Consider the following 18927-nt stretch of genomic DNA (forward strand, 5'->3'; position numbering starts at 1 on the left):
CGCGGCGACCGAGCCCGTCCTCCCGGGGCTGCCGCACGCCGTCACCGCCCCGGCCTCCGGAGCCTGCGCCACGTGGCGGACGGACGCGCGCGGCCGGGCCGCCGTGGCCGAGGCCGCGGAGCGCTGCGGCGTCACCGTCTTCGAGTTCCTGCTCGCCGCACTGCACGCACTGCTGCTGCGCTACGGCGGCGAGGCCGTCCCGGTCTCCGTGCCGCTGTCCGTCCGGACGCCCGAACAGGCCGGGGAGATCGGGCTGTTCGTCAACGAGCTGCCGGTGCACGCCCCGGCCGGGGTGGGCACCGGGACGTCCTTCGCCGAGTACGCCCGGGCCGTGCGCGCCGAGGCCCGCGGCGGGTATCCGTTCCGCCCCGTGCCCTTCGGCGCGGCCGTCAGCGGCCTCACGCCGCGCGCCGGGCTGGCCCCCGTGTCGTTCGGCTACCGGCGCGCCCGCGCCGTGGACCCGGTGTTCCCGGGAAGCACCGTCCGGGTGGACCGCACGGTGTTCAACGGCGCCGCCCGCAACACCCTGCACCTCCAGGCGGTCGACACCGCCGACGGGCTCGCGTTCTCGCTCCAGTACGCCCCGGCGGTCCTGTCGCCGGACGCCGCGGACCGCGTCGCCGGGCACTACACGGCGCTGCTGGAAGCCGCGACGGCCACGCCCGAGGCGCCGCTGAGCGCCCTGCCGGTGCTGGGAGCGGAGGAGCGGTACCTGGTGACGGACGGGTGGAACGCCACCGCCCGCTCCTACCCGCGCGAGCGCACCGTGCTGGACCTGGTGCGGGAGCGGGCCGCCGAGACGCCGGACGCCCCCGCCGTCAGCGCGGGCGCCGCGAGGCTGACCTACCGGGCGCTGGTGGCGCGGACCGAGGAACTGGCCGCCGTCCTGCGCGGGGCCGGGGTCGGCCGGGGCGACGTCGTCGCCCTGCACCTGGAGCGCTCCGCCGACCTGCCCGCCGTCCTGCTCGCGGTGCACGCCGCCGGGGCCGCCTACCTGCCGCTCGACCCCGGACACCCCGCCGAGCGGCTCGCCTTCGTGCTCGCCGACTCCGGCGCTGCCCTGCTGGTCGCCGACCGGGAGCCCGCCCCCGACGTGGCGGCGGCGGCACCGGCCGTCCTCCGGCTCGGGAGCGCCCACGCCGAGCCGGGGTCCGCGGCGGCACCGACCCCGCCCGGCGACCTCGCCTACGTGCTGTACACCTCCGGCTCGACCGGGCGGCCCAAGGGGGTGGAGATCGGGCACCGGGCGCTGGTGAACCTGCTGACCTCCTTCGCCGAACGGCTGGGCTCGGGGCTCGGGGACGTCTGGCTCGGCCTGACCTCGCTCTCCTTCGACATATCCGGGCTGGAGATCCTGCTGCCACTGGTCACCGGTGGCCGGCTGGTGCTCGCACCGGAGGGCGCCGCCCTGGACGCGCCCGGCACGGTCGGGCTGGTCCGGCGCGAAGGCGTGACCCACCTCCAGGCGACCCCCGCGGGCTGGCGCGTGCTGCTCAGCGCCGGGCCGCTGCCGGCCGGGCTGACCGGGATCGTCGGCGGGGAGGCCCTGCCGCTGCCGCTGGCCCGCGAACTCCGCGGCTCCCTCGGGCGGTTGATCAACGGGTACGGCCCGACCGAGGCGACGATCTACGCGACCTGCGCCGACGTCCCGGCCGGACCGGAGGCCGTGGTGATCGGCGGGCCGGTCGCCAACACCCGGGCGTACGTCCTGGACGCGGACGGCCGGCCGCTGCCGATCGGGATCCCCGGCGAGCTCCACCTGGGCGGCGACGGCGTCGCGGACGGCTACCGGGGCCGCCCCGAACTGACGGCGGAACGCTTCGTCGAGGACCCGTTCGCCGGAACCGGCGGCCGGATGTACCGCACCGGTGACCTCGCGGCGTGGACGCCGGACGGCGAACTGGAGTTCCACGGCCGGATCGACGACCAGGTGAAGATCCGCGGCCACCGGATCGAACTGGGCGAGATCGAGGCCGCGCTGCTCGACCACCCGGCGGTCGCCGCGGCCGCCGTCGCCGTGTGCGGGCAGGCCGAGGGGGACCCCGCGCTCGTCGGCTACCGGGTGGCCGCACCCGGCGGCGAACCGCCGTCCGACGCGGACCTGCGGGACCACCTGCTGCGCACCCTCCCCGCGGTCATGGTGCCCCGGCAGTTCGTGGCCCTCGACCGCCTGCCGCTCACGGCGAGCGGCAAGCTCGACCGGCGCGCCCTGCCCGCGCCGCCGCGCACCGCCGCGGCCGGTCCCGTGGAGGCCGACGAGGTCACCGCGAGCGTCCTGGCGATCTGGGAGGAGGTCCTGGGCGCCTCCGGCATCGGCCCGGAGGACGACCTCTTCGACCTCGGCGGACACTCGCTGACGATCATCCAGATCACCGCCCGGATCCGCGCCGCGTTCGGGGTCGAACTCGACTTCGACCTGTTCTTCGACGCCTCCACCCCGGCCGCCCTGGCCGCCGTCGTGCGAGAGCGGCGTTGACCGCCGCCGACCGCCCTTCCGCGACCGCCCCGCTCCACGCCCGAATGGACTGCCGATGACCGACACCCGGGACCTGCCCGCAGACTGGTCCGCCGCCAAACGATCCCTCCTCGCCCAGCGCCTGCGGGGCGCCGCGGCCCCGGTGCGGGTGGTCGAGCCCCGCCCTGCGGACAGCGCGCCGCCACTGTCCAGCGGACAGGAACGGCTCTGGTTCATGGACCAGTTCACGCCCGGCGCGACCGCGTACACGCTCGCCCCGGCCCGGCGGCTGCGCGGGCCGCTGGACCGCCCGGCCCTGGACGCCGCCCTGGCCGCCCTGGTGGAGCGCCACGAGGGGCTGCGGATGACCTTCCCGGTCACGGAGGACGGCAGGGCCGAGGTCCTGGTCGCCGAACCGGGCCCGTTCCCCGCCGAGTTCGTGGACGCCTCCGACGACCCCGACCCGGGACGAAGAGCCGCGGACGAGATCGGCGCGCTCGCCGCCAGACCCTTCGACCTCGCGAGCGGCCCCCTGCTGCGGGCCCTGCTGGTCCGGCTCGCCGACGAGGACCACGTCCTCGCCCTGGTCATGCACCACATCGTCGGCGACGGCTGGTCGATCGACATCCTCAACCGCGAACTGGACGCGCTCTACGCCCGGTACGCCCACGGCACCGACGCCGGACTCCCGCCGCTCCCGGTGCAGTTCGGGGACTACGCGCGCTGGCAGCGCGACCGGCTGGACAGCGGCGCCCTGGCCGACTCCCGCGCCTACTGGCGCACCGAACTCGCCGACGTCCCCGCCCTGGAGCTGCCCGCCGACCGCCCCCGGCCGCCGCTGCTCGGCTACGACGGCGCGGCCGTCGAACTGCACTGGAGCCCGGAGCTCGTGCACGCCCTCGCGGAGTGCGCCCGCGCCCGCGGGGCGTCGACGTACATGGTGCTGATGGCCGGGCTCCAGGCGCTGCTCGGCCGGCACGCCGGACAGCGGGACTTCGCGGTCGGCTCGGCCGTGGCCGGCCGGCTCCACCGCGAACTGGAGGGCGTGGTCGGCGCGTTCGTCAACATGCTGCCGATCCGGGCGCGGCTGGAGGAGGGTCTCACCTTCGGGCAGCTCGTCGGTCGGGTGCGGGAGACGACGCTGAACGCCTACACCCACCAGGAGGTGCCGTTCGAGCAGATGGTCGCGGACCTGGACACCGAGCGGGACGTCAGCCGCTCGGCGGTGTTCCAGGTGACCTTCGCCTTCCAGAACTACGGCGACCGCGCGGCCTCCGCCGCGCCCGCCGCCACCGCGGAGGGATTCGGGCACGCGGCCACCACCAGCCACGCCGACCTCGCGTTCTACCTCCGGGAGAAGAAGGACGGCGGGCTCTTCGGCCTGATCACCTACCGCACCGACCTCTTCGACGCCGACACCGTGCGCCGGCTCACCGAGCGCTTCGAGGTCCTGCTCACCGCGGCCGCCGCCGATCCGGACCGGCCCGTCGAGGACCTCCCGCTGCTGACCGCGACCGAGCGCGCCGACGTGCTCGACCACTGGGCGGCCGGCCCGGACCTCCCCGACGGCGGGCCCCGGACGCTGACCGCGCTGCTCGCCGCCGCGGCCCGGCAGGCGGGCGACCGCCCGGCCCTGGTCTTCGAGGACGCCACCGTCACCCACCGCGAACTCGACACCAGGGCGACGGCCCTGGCCCGGCGGCTGCGGGCGCTGGGCGTCCGGCCGGACGACCGGGTGGCGGTGTGCCTGGAGCAGTCGCCGGACCTGGCGGTCGCGCTGGTCGCCGTCCTGAAGGCCGGCGGCTGCTACCTGCCACTGGACCCGGAGCAGCCGCCCGCCCGGCTGTCCCACCTGGTGGCGGACGCCGACGCGCGCGTCCTGGTGACGGACTCGGCGCTGCGGGAACGCTTCCCCGCGTACGGAGGCGCGGAGCTGCTCGTGGACCACGCCGCACCGGCGCCGGCCGGTGCCCCGGACGACGCGCCGCTCCCGGAGGCCTCCGGCCCCGACGACCTCGCGTACGTCATCTACACCTCCGGATCCACCGGGCAGCCCAAGGGCGTCGCGGTGCAGCACCGCGAGATCCTCAACTACCTGGCCGGCGTGCGGGACCGGCTGCGGATCGAACCCGGCGCCCGCTACGGCCTGCTGCAGTCCCTGTCCTTCGACTTCAGCATCACGATGCTCTACCTGGCGCTCACCACCGGCGGCCAGGTCCACCTGCTGCCCCGCCGCATCGCCGGCGCCGAACTCGCCGGGCACATCGAGGCGTCGCGGCTCGACTACCTCAAGATGACGCCCTCCCACCTGGCCGCGCTGTCCGCCGACGCCCCGCTCGAGCGCCTGCTGCCGCACCGGGCCCTGGTGCTCGGCGGCGAGGCCTCGTCCCGGGCCTGGGCCGCCGACCTGGCCGGCCTCGGCCGGTGCGCGGTGTTCAACCACTACGGCCCCACCGAGGCGACGGTCGGCGTCACCGTCCACGAGGTCCACCCGGAGGACCACGGCCCGGGGAACACGCCGATCGGCACCCCGCTCGCGGGCGCGCGCTGCTACGTACTGGACGCCGCCCGGCGGCCGGTACCGCCCGGCGTGACCGGGGAGCTCCACCTCGGGGGGCACCGGCTCGCCCGCGGCTACCTGGGCCGCCCCGACCTGACCGCGGAACGCTTCCTCGACGACCCGTTCGCCGCGACCGGCGGCCGGATGTACCGCACCGGCGACCTGGCCCGCTGGCGGACGGACGGCACGCTGGAATACCTCGGACGCGCCGACGACCAGATCAAGGTCCGCGGCTACCGGGTCGAGCCCGGCGAGATCGAGGCCGCCCTCACCGCGCTGCCCGGCGTCACCCAGGCCTTCGTGACCGTCCGCGGCGAGGGGATCAGGCAGAACCTCGTCGCCTACCTCGAACGCCCGGGCGGCGGAACCGCCCCCGCCCCCGCCGAACTGCGCGCGGAGCTCGGCGCCGTCCTGCCGGACTACATGGTCCCCGCCCGGTTCGTCGTCCTCGACCGGCTGCCGCTGCTGGCCCACGGCAAGGTCGACCGCAAGGCCCTGCCCGAACCCGAGGACGCCGCCCCGGCCGCCGGCCGGGTGGAGCCCGAGGGCGCGACCGAGACGCTGATCGCCGCGATCTGGGCCGAGGTGCTCGACGTCGCGACGGTCGGCGCCCTGGACGACTTCTTCGAGATCGGCGGGCACTCGCTGCTCGCCACCCAGGTCGTCGCCCGGCTGCGCCGCGCCTTCCCCGACCTGCCGACACCCGTCGGCGTGATGGACCTCTTCCGCTTCCCGACCGTCCGCCAACTCGCCGCGCTCGTCGCCGACCCGGCCGCCGACCGGGGGCCGCAGGGCCTGCTGCACCGCCTCACCCCCGAGCGGCGCCGCACCACCGGAAGCGTCGTCTGCACACCCTACGGCGGCGGCAGCGCCCTCATCTACAAACCGCTCGCCGACGCCCTGCCCGAGGACTGGGCACTGCACTCCGTCGCCGTCCCCGGACACGAACTCGGCGAGGAGCCGATGGACGTCGACGAGGTCGCCGACCGCTGCGCCCGCGAGATCCTCGAGAACGTCGAGGGCCGGATCGTGCTGTACGGGCACTGCGGGGTCGGCGTGCGCCTCGCCGTCGAGATCGCCCGGCGGGTCGAGGCCGCCGGCCGCGACATCGACGCCGTCCACCTCGGCGGCATCTTCCCCTTCGCCCGGCCCAAGGGCCGCGGCGCGGCGGTCGGGGAGCGGTGGGCCGAACTCCTCGACCGGCTGCGCAGCGACCAGGACATGATCAACGGGCTGGCCGCCGCCGGCCTGGACACCGACGAACTGGACCCGGAGCAGCTGCGGCTCATCGTCCGCAACCGCCGTACCGGCACCAAGGACGTCGAACGGTACTTCACCCGGATGTTCGCGACCGAGGGCGGCCGGATCAAGGCCCCGGTGATCGCGGTCTGCGGCGACCGCGACCCGGCCACCGAGTTCTACCAGGAGCGCTTCCGCGAGTGGCACCGGATCGCCGACACCACCGCGGTCGTCGTCCTCGACGAGGCCGGCCACTTCTACCTCAAGTACCGGGCCGCCGAACTCGCGGCCGTCGTCACCGGCGTCCACCGGTCGATCGCCGCGGGGGAGGAGGACCGCCACCGCCGCACGGACAGCGCGACCTGGTGGCTGGCCGGGCTCTCCCGGGACGCCGAACGACCGGCCGCGGACGGGGACCGGGCGTCCGTCCGCCCCACCATGCGCCGCTTCCTCACCGTTGCCTCCGGGCAGCAGGTGTCGATGATCGGATCGGCGCTCACCGAGTTCGCCCTCCCGGTCTGGATGTACCTGCGCACCGGCTCCCTGGCCCAGTTCGGACTGCTGGCCGCCTGCGGCCTGGTCCCCGGCATCCTCGCCGCCCCGCTCGCCGGCGCGGTCGTCGACCGGGGGGACCGGCGCCGGACCATGCTCCTCGGCGACCTCGCCGCCGGACTCACCCAGGCCCTCCTGCTCCTGCTGTACGCCACCGGCGGCCTCCAGGTCTGGCACGCCTACGCGCTCATCGCCGTGCTGTCCGCCGCCCTCTCCTTCCAACGGCTCGCCTGGAACGCGGCGGTGCCGCAGCTCGTCCCCAAGCGCTACCTCGGCCGCGCCAACGGCGTGGTCCAGATGGCCTTCGGCCTCGCCCAGTTCCTCGTCCCGCTGTTCGCCGTCGGGCTGCTCGCCGCGATCGGACTCGGCGGCATCCTCGCCCTCGACGTGGCCGGCTACGCCGTCGCGGTCACCGTCACCCTGGCCGTCCGGTTCCCCGACCTGATGGGCTCCACCCGCCGGGAGAGCATCGCCGCGGAGATCCGCGAAGGCTTCCGCCGGGCCCTGGGCAGCAGGCACTTCCGCGCGATGCTGCTGTACTTCGCCGTCCTGAACGTCTTCCTCTCCCCGCTGTTCCTGCTCACCACCCCGCTCGTGCTCTCCTTCGCCCCGCTCTCGGCGGCCGGCTGGGTGTCGACGGCCGCCGGCCTCGGCGCCGTGCTCGGCGGGATCACGCTGGTGGCCTGGGGCGGACCGCGCCGCCGGAAGCTGCGCGGGGTGCTGCTCGCCACCCTGGTGGTCGCCGCGGCCTGCCTGCTCACCGGGCTGCGCCCGTCGATCTGGACGGTCGCCCTCGGCGCGTTCGGCATGACCTTCGCGCTCGCCCTGCTCAACGGCGCCTACGCGACCATCGTGCAGACCAAGGTGCCGCTGCGCTTCCACGGCCGGGTGATCGCCGTGAACACCATGGTCGCCTGGTCGACCCTGCCGGTCGGCTTCGCCGTGGTCGCCCCGTTCGGCCCCGGACTCCTCCAGCCGCTGATGGACCACGACGGCGCCCTCGCCGGCAGCGTCGGGCGGCTCATCGGCACCGGCGACGGCCGCGGCATCGGACTGCTCTACCTGCTGTTCGGCCTCGCCATGGCGGCCCTCGCGCTGGTCTGCCTGGCCGTGCCCGTGCTGCGCCACTTCGACCGGGACGTCCCCGACGCCGAGCCCGACGACCTGGTCGGCCTCCAGACCATCCAGGACCGGGCCGCCGACGCCGCCGCGCCCACCCTCCCGCACCGCTCCGAGACCGAGGTGACCGTCCGGTGACCACCACCGCCACCGCCATCCACCCGCTGACCGCCGAACAGCGCCGGCTCTGGTTCCTCCAGCAGGTCCACCCGGACGACGCCGGCTTCAACATGTACCTCAACCGGCGCTGGACCGGGCCGATCGACCCCCGGGCCCTGCGCACCGCGCTCGACCGGCTGACCGCCCGGCACGAGATCCTCCGCACCCGCTTCGCGCCCGAAGGACCCGACGAGGCCGAGCCCGTCCAACTGGTCCAGCCCCCGGCCGCGACCGACCTGGTCACGATCCGCCTGCCCGAGGGCGCGACCGAGCAGGACTTCACCGACGCCTGCCGCCCGTACGTCAACGCGCCGTTCGACCTCGCCGCCGCGCCGCCGCTGCGCGCGACCCTGATCAGCGCCGGCGAGCGGGAACACGCGGTCAGCGTCGTGGTCCACCACATCGTCGCGGACGGCTGGTCCTTCCGCACGATGTGGCGCGAACTGCTCGCCCTCTACCGCGAGGCGATCGGCGAGGCACCCGCGGAACTGCCGGAACTCGCTCTGCAGTACGGCGACTTCGCCCGCGCCGAACGCGCCAGGACGGGCGGGGAGGCGGGCGAGGAGGCCTTCCGGTTCTGGGCGGACCGGCTCGCCGGCACCGGAGCGCTGCGCCTCCCGTTCGACCGGCCGAGACCGTCCAGCCCCACCAGACCCGCCGGGTTCGTCACCGTCGACCTCGGCCCCGAGCTGACCGCCGCCCTCGACCGGACGGCCCGGCAGGAGCGGTGCACCCCGTTCATGGTGCTGCTGGCCGGCTACCAGAGCGTGCTCGCGCGCTGGACCGGCTGCCGGGACTTCGTGGTCGGCACCCCGTTGGCGGGCCGTACCGAGGCGGCGCACGAGGCGCTGCTCGGCTACTTCAACCGCACCGCGGTGATCAGGTCGGACCTCACCGGCGAGCCAGGCTTCCGCACCGTGCTGAAGCGGACCAGGTCCGCCGCACTGGCCGCGCTGAGCCGTCCCGACGCCCCGGCCGAGCGGCTCGCCGCCCACCTCGGCCTGCCCGCGGACACCGGAGCCGGACCGCTCTACCAGGCCGTCTTCGTCCACCAGAGCCAGAACGACCTGGCGGTCGGCTCCGGCGAGCCGGCCCTGCCCGAGGGCGTCCGGACGACCGGCATGGACTCCGGCTTCGACCAGGCCAAGACCGACCTGCTGCTCGACAGCTGGCGCACCCCCGACGGCGGGATCACGCTCTCCTTCTGCTACGACCGCGAGCTGTTCGACCGGGGGACCGTCGAGGCGCTCGGCGACCGGTGCCGCGAGCTGTACACGCGGATCGTCGAGGACCCGGAACTCCCCCTGCACGGCGACTGGTTCGTCGGCGCCGAGGAGCGGGCGGCGCTGCTCGCCCTCGGGGCGGGCCCGGCCGCTCCGGCCGCCGTACGGACGGTGCTGGAGCGGTTCGCCGAGCAGGCCGCCGCCCGACCGGACGCGCCGGCCCTGGAGTGCGACGGACGGACGCTGTCCTACGCCGAACTCGACCGGCGGTCCACCGACCTGGCCCGCCGGCTCGGCCCGGTGGCCGGCCGGGTGGTCGCGGTGTCGATGGCGCCCTCCTTCGACCTGGTGGTGGCCCTGACGGCGGTCTGGAAGGCCGGTGCCGCCTACCTCCCGCTCGACCCGGCCCACCCCGAGGAGCGCCGCGCCCTGATGGTCCGGGAGGCCGACGCCGTCCTCACCCTCACCGGCACGGACCTGCCGGGGGCGGGGACCGCCGACCTCGCCCCGCCCGACCCGCGGGCCCTCGCCTACGTCCTCTACACCTCCGGGTCCACCGGGGCGCCGAAGGCCGTCGCGGTCGACCACCCGGCGGTCTCCGCCCGGGTCGACTGGATGGCGGGCCCGGACGGCTACGCGCTGGGCCCCGACGACCGGATCGTCCAGTTCGCCTCCCTCGGCTTCGACACCCACGTGGAGGAGCTCTGGCCGGCTCTCGCGGCCGGGGCGTGCGTGGTGCTCCTGCCCGGCGGCGGCCGGACCCTGCCCGACCTGCTGGCCGGTCCGGCCGGCCGGACCGTCACCGTGCTCGACCTGCCGACCGCGTACTGGGAGGAGCTCGTCGGCCTGGACGACGGGACCAGCTGGCCGGACGCGCTGCGCCTGGTGGTCATCGGCGGTTCCGAGGCGCGCGCCGGTACGGTCGCCCGGTGGCGTCGGCGGCACGGGGACGCGGTCCGGCTCGTCAACACCTACGGCCCCACCGAGGCCACCGTGATCGTCACCGCGGCCGAGCTGACGGCCGCCGACGCCGACCGCCGGCCCTCGCTGGGCCGCCCGCTGCCCGGCGTCAGGCTCCACGTGCTGGACGAGCACGGCGGACTGCTGCCCCGGGGCTCCGAGGGCGAGCTGTACATCGGCGGCAGCGGCCTGGCCCGGGGCTACCTGGGCCGGCCCGACCTGACCGCGACGGCCTTCGTGCCCGACCCCTTCGCCGGCGGCGTGATGTACCGCACCGGAGACCGGGCCCGGTGGCGGGCGGACGGCCGGCTGGAGTTCCTGGGGCGCGGCGACGCGCAGCTGAAGCTCCGCGGCTACCGGATCGAGCCCGCCGAGATCGAGTCCGCGCTGACCGCGCACCCGGGCGTCGCGCAGGCCGCCGTGCTGGTCCGCGACGGCCGTCGGCTGCTGGCGTACGCCGTCCCGCGCCCGGGGGCCGAGCCCGGAGCGGCCGAGCTGCGCGAGCACCTCGCCGTACGGCTTCCCGCCTACATGGTCCCGGACGCCGTCGTCACGCTGGCCCGGCTGCCGCTGACCCCGAACGGCAAGCCCGACCTCGCGGCCCTGCCCGACCCCGGGCCGGCCGCCGGGTCGGGTTACGTCGCGCCGCGCACCGACGCCGAGCAGCTGGTCACCGAGCTGTGGCAGGAGGTCCTCGGAGTGCCGCGGGTCGGGGTGTTCGACGACTTCCTCGCGCTCGGCGGAGACTCGCTCCTGGTCACCCGGGTCGCCGCGCGGATCCGGGCCGGGATCGGACTCGACATCCCCATCCGCGAGGTGTTCGAGAGCAGCACACCGGCCGCCCTCGCGGCCCGGATCGAGGCGCTGCTGATCGCCGAGATCGACGCGCTCAGCGAGGAGGAGGCGGCCGGGCGCCTCTCCGGCTGAGCGGGCGGCCGAATGGTCCGGGGGTGCGGCCGGTGACGGCCGCACCCCCGTTTGCCTCGTGTCAGATGCCGGCCGCCCCGGCCAGCGCCGCGGCGAGGTCGTCGGCCAGCGCGGCCACTGTCGCCGCCTCGAAGGCGTGCTCGTTGTACCGCAGCCAGCACCGCAGCGCGCCGTCCGGCTGCTCGGTGACCGCCAGCTCGGGGACGTGCCGGTCACCGCCCGGCAGCGGGTACGGCACGGTGGCGTTGCGGGGCAGCTCCCAGGCCGCGCAGGCCACCCCCGGCAGCTGGGCCGGCGCGCTCCAGTTCTCGTACCGCAGCCAGGCCGCGAACGGCACCAGCGGGCTGAACTCCGCGAACGGGTACAGCTGGTGGTCGAGCGCCGTGGTGGCGGCGGACCGGACGCGGTCGAGCAGTTCGGCGAAGCCCGGCGCGCCCGACACGTCCACCCGCACCAGCAGCGACTGCACGAAACAGCCGACCGCCCGCTCCGCCTCCGGCCGGGTCCGCCCGGGCACCGGGGTCATGAGGACGAGGTCCGGCTGTCCGCTGCGGGCGGCCAGCAGGCCGCTCCAGACCGCCGCCACCGCGAGGAACGGCGTGGCCCCCAGCTCCGCCGCCCTGGCCCGCAGCGCGTCCGCCGCCGCCGGGGGCACCGTGAACGCGTGGGCGGCGCTCAGCACCACCTCGGTGTGCCGGCGCCCCGGGAAGGGGTCGACCGCGGCGGGCGCGTCCGCGAGCGCCGTCCCGAAGTGCGTCCGGGACGCCGGCCAGTGGGCGTTCGACCACTCCACCAGCTCGCCGTACTCCGGGCCGGGCCGGGCGGCCGGCACCCGGCGCCCGTGGCACAGCGCCGAGTACGCCACCCCCAGCTCGCGCAGGAGCACCCCCAGCGACCAGCCGTCGCTGACGAGGTGGTGGACGGCCAGCAGGACGACGTGGTCCGCCGGCCCGCGGCTCACCACGGCCAGCCTGGTCATCGGCCCCGCGGCGACGTCCGTCAGTCGGTCGCGCACGGCGACCAGCCGCGCCGACACCTCGTCGTCGCTCGCGCCGGGCGCCTCCACCAGCACCACGTCCGCGTGCGGTTCGTCGTCCAGGACGGCCCGCAGCACCCCCGGTTCGGCGCCGGGCACCGGGACGAACCTGGTCCGCAGCGCGGGATGGCGGCGGATCGCCTCGTGGAGGGCGTCGGCCAGGACGTCCGTCCGCAGGCCCTCCGTCACCCGGAACATCACCGCCACCGCGCCGACGTTGCGGCCCGGGGCCTCGGCCATCCAGCGCAGGAAGTTCTCCTGCTGGGAGGTGAGCGGCAGGTCGTGCGGCTGCGCGCGCAGCGAGCGGAGGAAGTCCGACACCTCGGCCCCGGACCGCTCCGCCGGCTCGGCCGGGGCGACGTCGGCCCGTTCCAGCCAGGCCGCCTGGGCGCGGAGCGAGGGGCGCTCGAAGACCAGCGCCGTACGGGCCGCCACACCGAACTCGGCGGAGATCGCGGCGGCCAGCTGGACGGCGCGGAACGAGTCCCCGCCGAGGGCGAAGAACTCCTCCTCCACCGCTTGGACCGGCCGTCCCAGCACGGCCCGCCACAGGCCGGCCAGGGCGAGCTCCCGCTCCGTCTCCGGGGCCCTTCCGGTCGTCAGGGCGGGTTCCTCGAACGCGGTCCGCAGCTCGTGCTTGAGCACCTTGCCGCTCGGGTTGCGCGGCAGGGAGTCCAACACCAGGACGCGTACCGGCAGTTCGGGCCTGGCCAGCCGCTCGCTCAGGAACAGTCGCAGGCCGTCGAGGTCGATCCCGCCCGGCCGCGGGACCACCGCGGCGACCGGCACCTGTCCCATCACCGGGTGCGGCAGGCCGAGCGCGGCCGCGTCGGCGACCTGCGGGTGTTCGTGCAGCACGGCCTCGATCCGCAGCGTCGAGACCTTCAGCGCACCGGACTTGACGATGTCGCTCTCCCGGTCGACCAGGTGGAGGTAGCCGTCCCCGTCCAGTCGGCCGAGGTCGCCCATCCGCACCCAGCCGTCGCGGAAGACGGCGTCGGAGGCCGCCCCGGCGTACCCGCGCGGCGGGCCGGGCTGGCGCAGCCAGATCTCGCCGGTCCCGCCGGGCGGCACCGGCTCCCCGGCCTCGTCCAGGATCCGCAGGTCGGCCGGGTCGGTCGGGCGGCCCAGCGAACCCGGACGGCCCGGGTCCACCACCGCGGAGATCTGCGCGGGGGCGGCCTCGGCCGAGGTGTAGGTGTTGACGACCGTCGCCTTCGGCAGGGCGGCGGACAGCCCGGCGGCGACGGCGGGCGGCAGCGCGGCGGCGGTGGACCCGACCAGCCGGACGCTGCCGAGGTCCCGGCGGTCGGCGACCCCGGAGTTCAGCAGTTCCACCGCCATCGACGGCACCAGGAAGACCGTGCCCGCGCCGGACTCCTCGACCACCCGCCCGAACTCCTCGGCGTCGAAGCGCGGCAGGCAGATCGTCGTGGGCTGCGCGGTCAGCGCGTTCACCAGCACCGCCTGGGCGGCGTTGGTCCCGATCGGGAAGGCGTGCACCGCGTGCCGCGAGTGCGCGTACGGGCGGGGGCGGGGGTCGAGGACCAGACCGGCGGTCAGGCTCGCGTGCGCGGCCCGGACGCCCTTCGGGGTGCCGGTCGTGCCCGAGGTCCCGATGACCTGGGCCAGGTCCCCGGGGGCGACCCGGTGCGGCGGCTCGTCCGGCGTGTCGAGACCGCCGAGGCCGTCGAGGCCGTCGAGCGCGAAGGTGGGCAGCGCGGTGCGCGGGCCGTTCCCGGCGACCGCCCAGCGCGCCCCGGCCGCCTCGACCAGCCGCTCCACATCGGCCGGGGCCAAGTCCTCGCGGATCACCAGCCCGGCCGCACCCGCGTAGTGGGCGGCCAGGAACGCCACGGCGTACGCGTCCCACTCCCGGTTGGTGAACAGCAGCGCCACCGTGTCCCCGGGCCGCACGCCCGCCCCGGCCAGCCCGTGCGCGGCCCGCACCGCCCGCTCGCGCCACCGGCCGTAGGTGAGGCTCCCGCCACCGGGCACGAGCAGCGCGGTGCGATCGGGATGGAGCGCCGCCCGGTGGTCCAGGAGCGCCGGGAGGGTGAGCGGAACGGAGGCGGGTCGGGCGCTGATGACGACTCCCGGAGGCGTTCGGAGCGTGGCGGAACGATGCCACAGGAAGATCGCCCGCTGATTGGTCCAGACCGTATCGGACTGGTCGAGGCGTGCGCCAGATCCGTCTCACAGATCGTCACGACCCGCTGTGCGCGCGCCCGGAGCGCCCGCCCCGCCTGGGTCAGGAGGGCGGCCCCGGCTGCTCCGGCCAGCCCGCCGTCAGGCGCCCGCGCTCCTGCCACTGCCGTACCCCCGGCCCGCCCGGGTCGCCCCGGCGGCAGAACTCCTCCAGCCGGGCGCACCGAGCGAGCATGGCGGCCCGGCGCCGCGGCCAGGGCGGCACCGGCTGCCCGTACGCGTCGAAGAGGTGGTGCAGGGCGCCCGCCCGGGCCGGGTGGTGCATGCGGACGATCCACTCGCACCAGGCCAGGTCCTCCACCGGCTCGCCGAGATGGGCGAACTCCCAGTCCAGCAGGCCGGTGACGGCGAAGGTCGCCGGGTCCAGCAGCAGGTTGTTGGGCCCGAAGTCCCCGTGCGCCAGCACCGAACCCGGGGGCGCCGGACCGTCGCCGGCCACGCCGGGGTCGACAGCCTGGAGCCGTCGCAGCACCCGCCCGCAGGCGGCCAGGACCTGCGCGCCGTGCCCGGCGTCCAGCAGGTCCTGCGCGGGCACTCCGGGAAGGTGGCCGAGCGTGATGGCGCCCGGCTTGGTGCCGAGCACCGGGGGAACCGGCAGCAGCCCGTGCAGCAGGGACAGCAGCCGGTGCTCGCGCCGGCGCCGCTCCTCGGCGTCCGGCCCCTCGTACCGTTTCACGACGACCGTGCCGTCACCCGCGGTGCGGTTGGTGTAGCCGTGGGGGAGGGGCCGCAGCCCGGACGGGCCGTCGCTCACCCCTGCCACTCCTCGGCCAGTAGCCCGAGCACCAGCTGGTCCACGAACTCCCCGTACGCCCAGGCGGCTTGGCGCAGCCGCCCCTCGACGGTGAAGCCGGCCGTGGCGGCGGCCCGGAGCATCGGGGTGTTGTCCGCCAGGGTCTCCAGCTGGAGACGGCGCAGGCCGAGCACCGGGAAGGCGTAGTGGCAGAGCACCCGCAGGACGTCCGGGGCGAGGCCGCGCCCCCGGTGGCCCGGCAGCAGGGCGAGGCCCAGGTGGGCGCTGCGGTTGTGGGCGTCGATGCCCCACAGCAGGGCCTCGCCGGCCAGCTCCCCGGAGGCCGTCTCGACCACGGAGAAGCAGGCGGCCTCGTCGGACGGCCCGGGAACGACGTACGGGGAGTCCGCCGAGCCGGGCGGGATGGGCCGCCAGGGCCGGGTGTCGGCCCGGGCGCGGGTCGCCACGTCGTCGTACAACTCGGCCAGGAGGACCGGGAGGTCGGCGTCGTGACGGGCCCGGAGGGTGATGAGGGTGCCTTGTAACATGTCACATGTTTACCATCGGCGGGACTGTCGCATCCAACGGGTTTTCCGGTGCCGACCGGCTTTCCGGGGCCGGAAACCCCCTCCGGGGTCGCGGCGCCGGGCCGACGGCCGGTCAGGTGGCCCGAGCGACGGGGGCCGCCAACCCCCGTGCTATCGGGGCGGGTTGATGATTCCCACTCGACGGTGGCGTGCTCGCGCCCCGCATGGTTCACCCGGACGGCGCCGTGTGTTGCCCCTCGGGAGGAACGCGGCTCGATTACAAGGTTTGTATGAGAAACATCCACTACGGAACCGGTGGAATCGCCGCCTCGGCCGCCCTGGCGGCCCTTCTCGTCTGCGCCCCGCACCAGGCGTCTGCGGCCCCCGGAATCCACACGTTCGACTACAAGGGCGCGCCCGAGCAGTACGTGGTCCCCGAAGGGATCTGCGAGCTGGTGGTGCGGGCCTCCGGCGGTGCGGGAGGGAACGCCGTCTACGGGTCGCCCGGCGGGAAGGGCGGTCAGGTCCGAGCCACGGTCCAGGTCACGAGCGGTCAGGTGCTGACCGTCGACGTGGGGCAGGCGGGCAGCGGAGGAGACCTCTCCGTCCCCGGCAGCCTGGCCTACGGCGGGTACGGCGGCGGCGGCCAGGGCGGCTCCTTCAACACGGAGCACCGGCCCGGCAACGGCGCCATCGGTGCCGGCGGCGGAGGCGCCACCACCGTGACGACGGGTGGCAGCGCGCTGATCATCGCGGGTGGCGGCGGCGGAGGTGCCGGCAGTTTCACCAACGACGGAACCGCGTCCGGCGGCGCCGGCGGGCAGGCCGGAACCGACGGGGCCGACACCGGGCAGAGCGCGGCGGGCAAGGGCGGCAAGTCCGGCGGAAACGGGGGAGCGGGTGGCGCGGGTGGAACCGCCACCACCGAGTTCGACCACGACGGCTTCGCGGGCGGCAGCGCCACCGGCACCAAGGGCGGCGACGCGGCCGTCAACATCGGCGACCCCCACATGGGCGCCGGCGGCGGAGGCGGTGGCGGGGCCCACGGGGGCGGCGCCGGCGGCTCCTCCACGGCGACCACGCTCGACGGCGGTGGGGGAGGCGGCGGCTCCAGCCTCGGCCCGGCCGCCGCGACCTTCACCACCGGAGCGCGCAGCGGCAACGGGGAGGTCGTGATCGAGGAGGTCGCCTGCGCCTCCCCCTCGCCGTCCCCGTCCCCGTCCTCCTCACCCTCCCCCTCGCCGTCCCCGTCCTCCTCGCCGTCCCCGACCGCCTCTCCCACCCACTCGCCGTCCCCGACGGCTTCTCCCACCCACTCGGCGTCCCCGACGACCGGCCCGAGCCACACGGCGTCCCACGGCCCGTCGCCCACGGGCGGCCCGAGCCACCACCACTCGCCCGGTCCGGCGCCCGGCCACGGTGGGGGCCAGCTCCCCGAGACCGGGAGCAGCACACCGGCCCTGCTGATGAGCGCCCTGCTCTGCGTGGGCGTCGGTATCGCCGTGTTCCGTCTCGCCCGCCGGAACGGCCGCCGGCGCTCCTGACGCCGGCGTGGCCCACGGAGCCCACCCGCTGCATGGGAAGTCGGCCGGTCCGACTTCCCGTGCAGCGGAAGCCCGTTGTGCTGATAGCGGTCCTCCGCGTCCGTCGCCTCAGATCGTCGGGCCGAGGCCCTCTGGGAGGGCGACGGCCTCATCCGGCGCCCCGGTGCGCGCGACCGGCTCGCCGCCGGTCCGACGCCTGTGGCCTCGTCGCGTGTTCGCCTCGATCATCGCGACTGGATCTCCTTGCTCAAGTCTGCTCGTCGAACCGGAAGTTCCAGATCTCTTCCAGTTGGCTATCTGATCTCCCTGCGCGATGGGGTCGGTTGTCACCTTCCGGGGTTGGGGCTGCGCCTCGGGTCACACGCCGGTCGTGATCCCCACCGCCTCGGCGAGCTCCAAGGTCTCCGCTCGCATCGCGCGCGGCGACTTCCGCCACAACTCGGCCGCGACCGAACGAGCCTGGGGTGTGAACCGGACCGTCTCCGGGCTGATCCGCAGCGCGATCCCCATCACGTGCAGCGCGGCGGTCCGGTCGCCCCGATGCATGTGCGACCGGGCCGCATCCACCCACAGCCTGGTTCGGCGCTCCGTCGACGGGATCGAGTCAGGGTCGATCTCGTCCGCCAGCGACAGTGCCTTGCCTGAGCTCCGCAGCTCGGTGGAGATGCTGACCGCGTGAAGGTCGACGTTCGCCCGCCCGAACACCGTCGACAGCTCGGTGTACCCGGCCGGCAGTGACTTCGCGACCTTGTCGGCCGTGTCCCAATGGTTCCACGCCATCCCGTCCCGGCCGTCCCGCGCCTCGGTGATCGCCGCGTGCAGGTGCAGCGCCCCGTACAGGCCCCGCCAGTGCTGCGGTCCGTCGGCGAGGTGCGGGCGCAGCCGGTCGGCTGCCGTGGTCACCATCAGCATGGCGCCTTCGTGCTCACCGACGGCGCGCATGGTGTTCGCGAGGTTCCATGCGGCGGCGCCCATGGCGGCCGGGTCGTCGGCGTCGGCGGCGGCTGCCATGGCACGATCGCCGAGCATCCACACGGCCTCTGCCGGGCCGATGTACGCAATCACCTGCTGCGCGAGCCGGTACGCCGAGGCGAGCCCCACCAGTGCGGTGCGGCGGTCGTCGCCGCCGGCCGAGCGGGCCAGCGACTCCCCGTGCCGGATCAGGTCCGGGGCGATGTTCCCGACGGCGGTCCGGTTGTTCGCCGCCTGGTGCCACAGGCGCCACCCGGCGTCGACATCGGCGGCGTAGGTCGCGGAGGTCATCCCCGCCGGGACCGGTGCCGGCGGCCGGGTTCCGCGTTCGAGGAGGGTCGACCAGATGGCTGTCGACGCGGGGTGGAACAGTCGGCCGGTGCTGACCGGCTGCGCGGCTCCGGCCGGTCCGGTCAGCACTGACAGATCGGTCACGTCGAGTGCGAACGCAAGTTTGAGCAGTATCGCGTGACTGCTGATCGCGCGTTCTCCGCTCTCGATCTTCTTGAGCCAATCAGTGCTGCGGCCGACCAGGCCGGCGAGCACGGGGCGCGTCATCCCGCGACGCTCGCGCATGATGCGGATGCGCTCACCGGGGGTGAGTTCCTCGGGCAGATCGGACATGTGCATCTCCTCGGCTGGGCGCCGCCACCGGGAAAGTGCCTCAACCGGACGAACAGCCGGTGGCGACAGCCGTTCCACGGTAGGGCGGC

8 protein-coding genes are annotated in these 18927 nt (G+C 75.5%); 4 read left to right on the top strand and 4 right to left on the bottom strand.

What is annotated here, in order from left to right; all coding sequences use genetic code 11:
• The 3 genes from AE652_RS07235 to AE652_RS07245 form a co-directional block, all read left to right on the top strand.
• Nucleotides 1–2476, top strand: a 2476-nt coding sequence (locus tag AE652_RS07235; protein WP_049650341.1) for a non-ribosomal peptide synthetase, incomplete at its 5' end; no start/stop codon positions are given.
• 55 nt (nt 2477–2531) lie between these two features.
• The gene (locus AE652_RS07240) at nt 2532–8063 is read left to right on the top strand and encodes a non-ribosomal peptide synthetase/MFS transporter (RefSeq protein WP_049650342.1); all 5532 of its coding nucleotides are present in this window, start codon (nt 2532–2534) and stop codon (nt 8061–8063) included.
• Nucleotides 8060–11194, top strand: a complete 3135-nt coding sequence (locus AE652_RS07245; RefSeq protein WP_049650343.1) for a non-ribosomal peptide synthetase — start codon at nt 8060–8062, stop codon at nt 11192–11194. The genes AE652_RS07240 and AE652_RS07245 overlap by 4 nt, the downstream gene beginning before the upstream one ends.
• Before the next feature lie 61 nt (nt 11195–11255).
• Here the strand turns inward: AE652_RS07245 and AE652_RS07250 are convergent, their stop codons facing one another.
• From AE652_RS07250 to AE652_RS07260, 3 genes are all read right to left on the bottom strand, one after another.
• Entirely contained in the window at nt 11256–14369 is a 3114-nt protein-coding gene (locus tag AE652_RS07250; protein WP_369808276.1) for an AMP-binding protein, read from the bottom strand.
• Nucleotides 14370–14481: 112 nt separating this feature from the next.
• Nucleotides 14482–15192, bottom strand: a complete 711-nt coding sequence (locus AE652_RS07255) for a phosphotransferase family protein (protein WP_234348264.1) — start codon at nt 15190–15192, stop codon at nt 14482–14484.
• Nucleotides 15189–15719, bottom strand: a complete 531-nt coding sequence (locus tag AE652_RS07260) for a GNAT family N-acetyltransferase (protein ID WP_049650345.1) — start codon at nt 15717–15719, stop codon at nt 15189–15191. Before AE652_RS07260 ends, AE652_RS07255 begins: the two co-directional genes overlap by 4 nt.
• 269 nt (nt 15720–15988) lie before the next feature.
• Between AE652_RS07260 and AE652_RS49155 the strand changes: the two genes are divergently transcribed.
• The gene (locus tag AE652_RS49155) at nt 15989–17242 is read left to right on the top strand and encodes a hypothetical protein (RefSeq protein WP_049650346.1); all 1254 of its coding nucleotides are present in this window, start codon (nt 15989–15991) and stop codon (nt 17240–17242) included.
• A gap of 357 nt (nt 17243–17599) precedes the next feature.
• Here the strand turns inward: AE652_RS49155 and AE652_RS07270 are convergent, their stop codons facing one another.
• Nucleotides 17600–18838, bottom strand: coding sequence for a helix-turn-helix domain-containing protein (locus AE652_RS07270; protein WP_234348265.1), 1239 nt, complete (start codon nt 18836–18838; stop codon nt 17600–17602).
• Between the last annotated feature and the right edge of the window lie 89 nt (nt 18839–18927).

The organism is Kitasatospora sp. MY 5-36 (assembly GCF_001182915.1).
In the GTDB taxonomy this organism is placed as follows: Bacteria; Actinomycetota; Actinomycetes; order Streptomycetales; family Streptomycetaceae; genus Kitasatospora.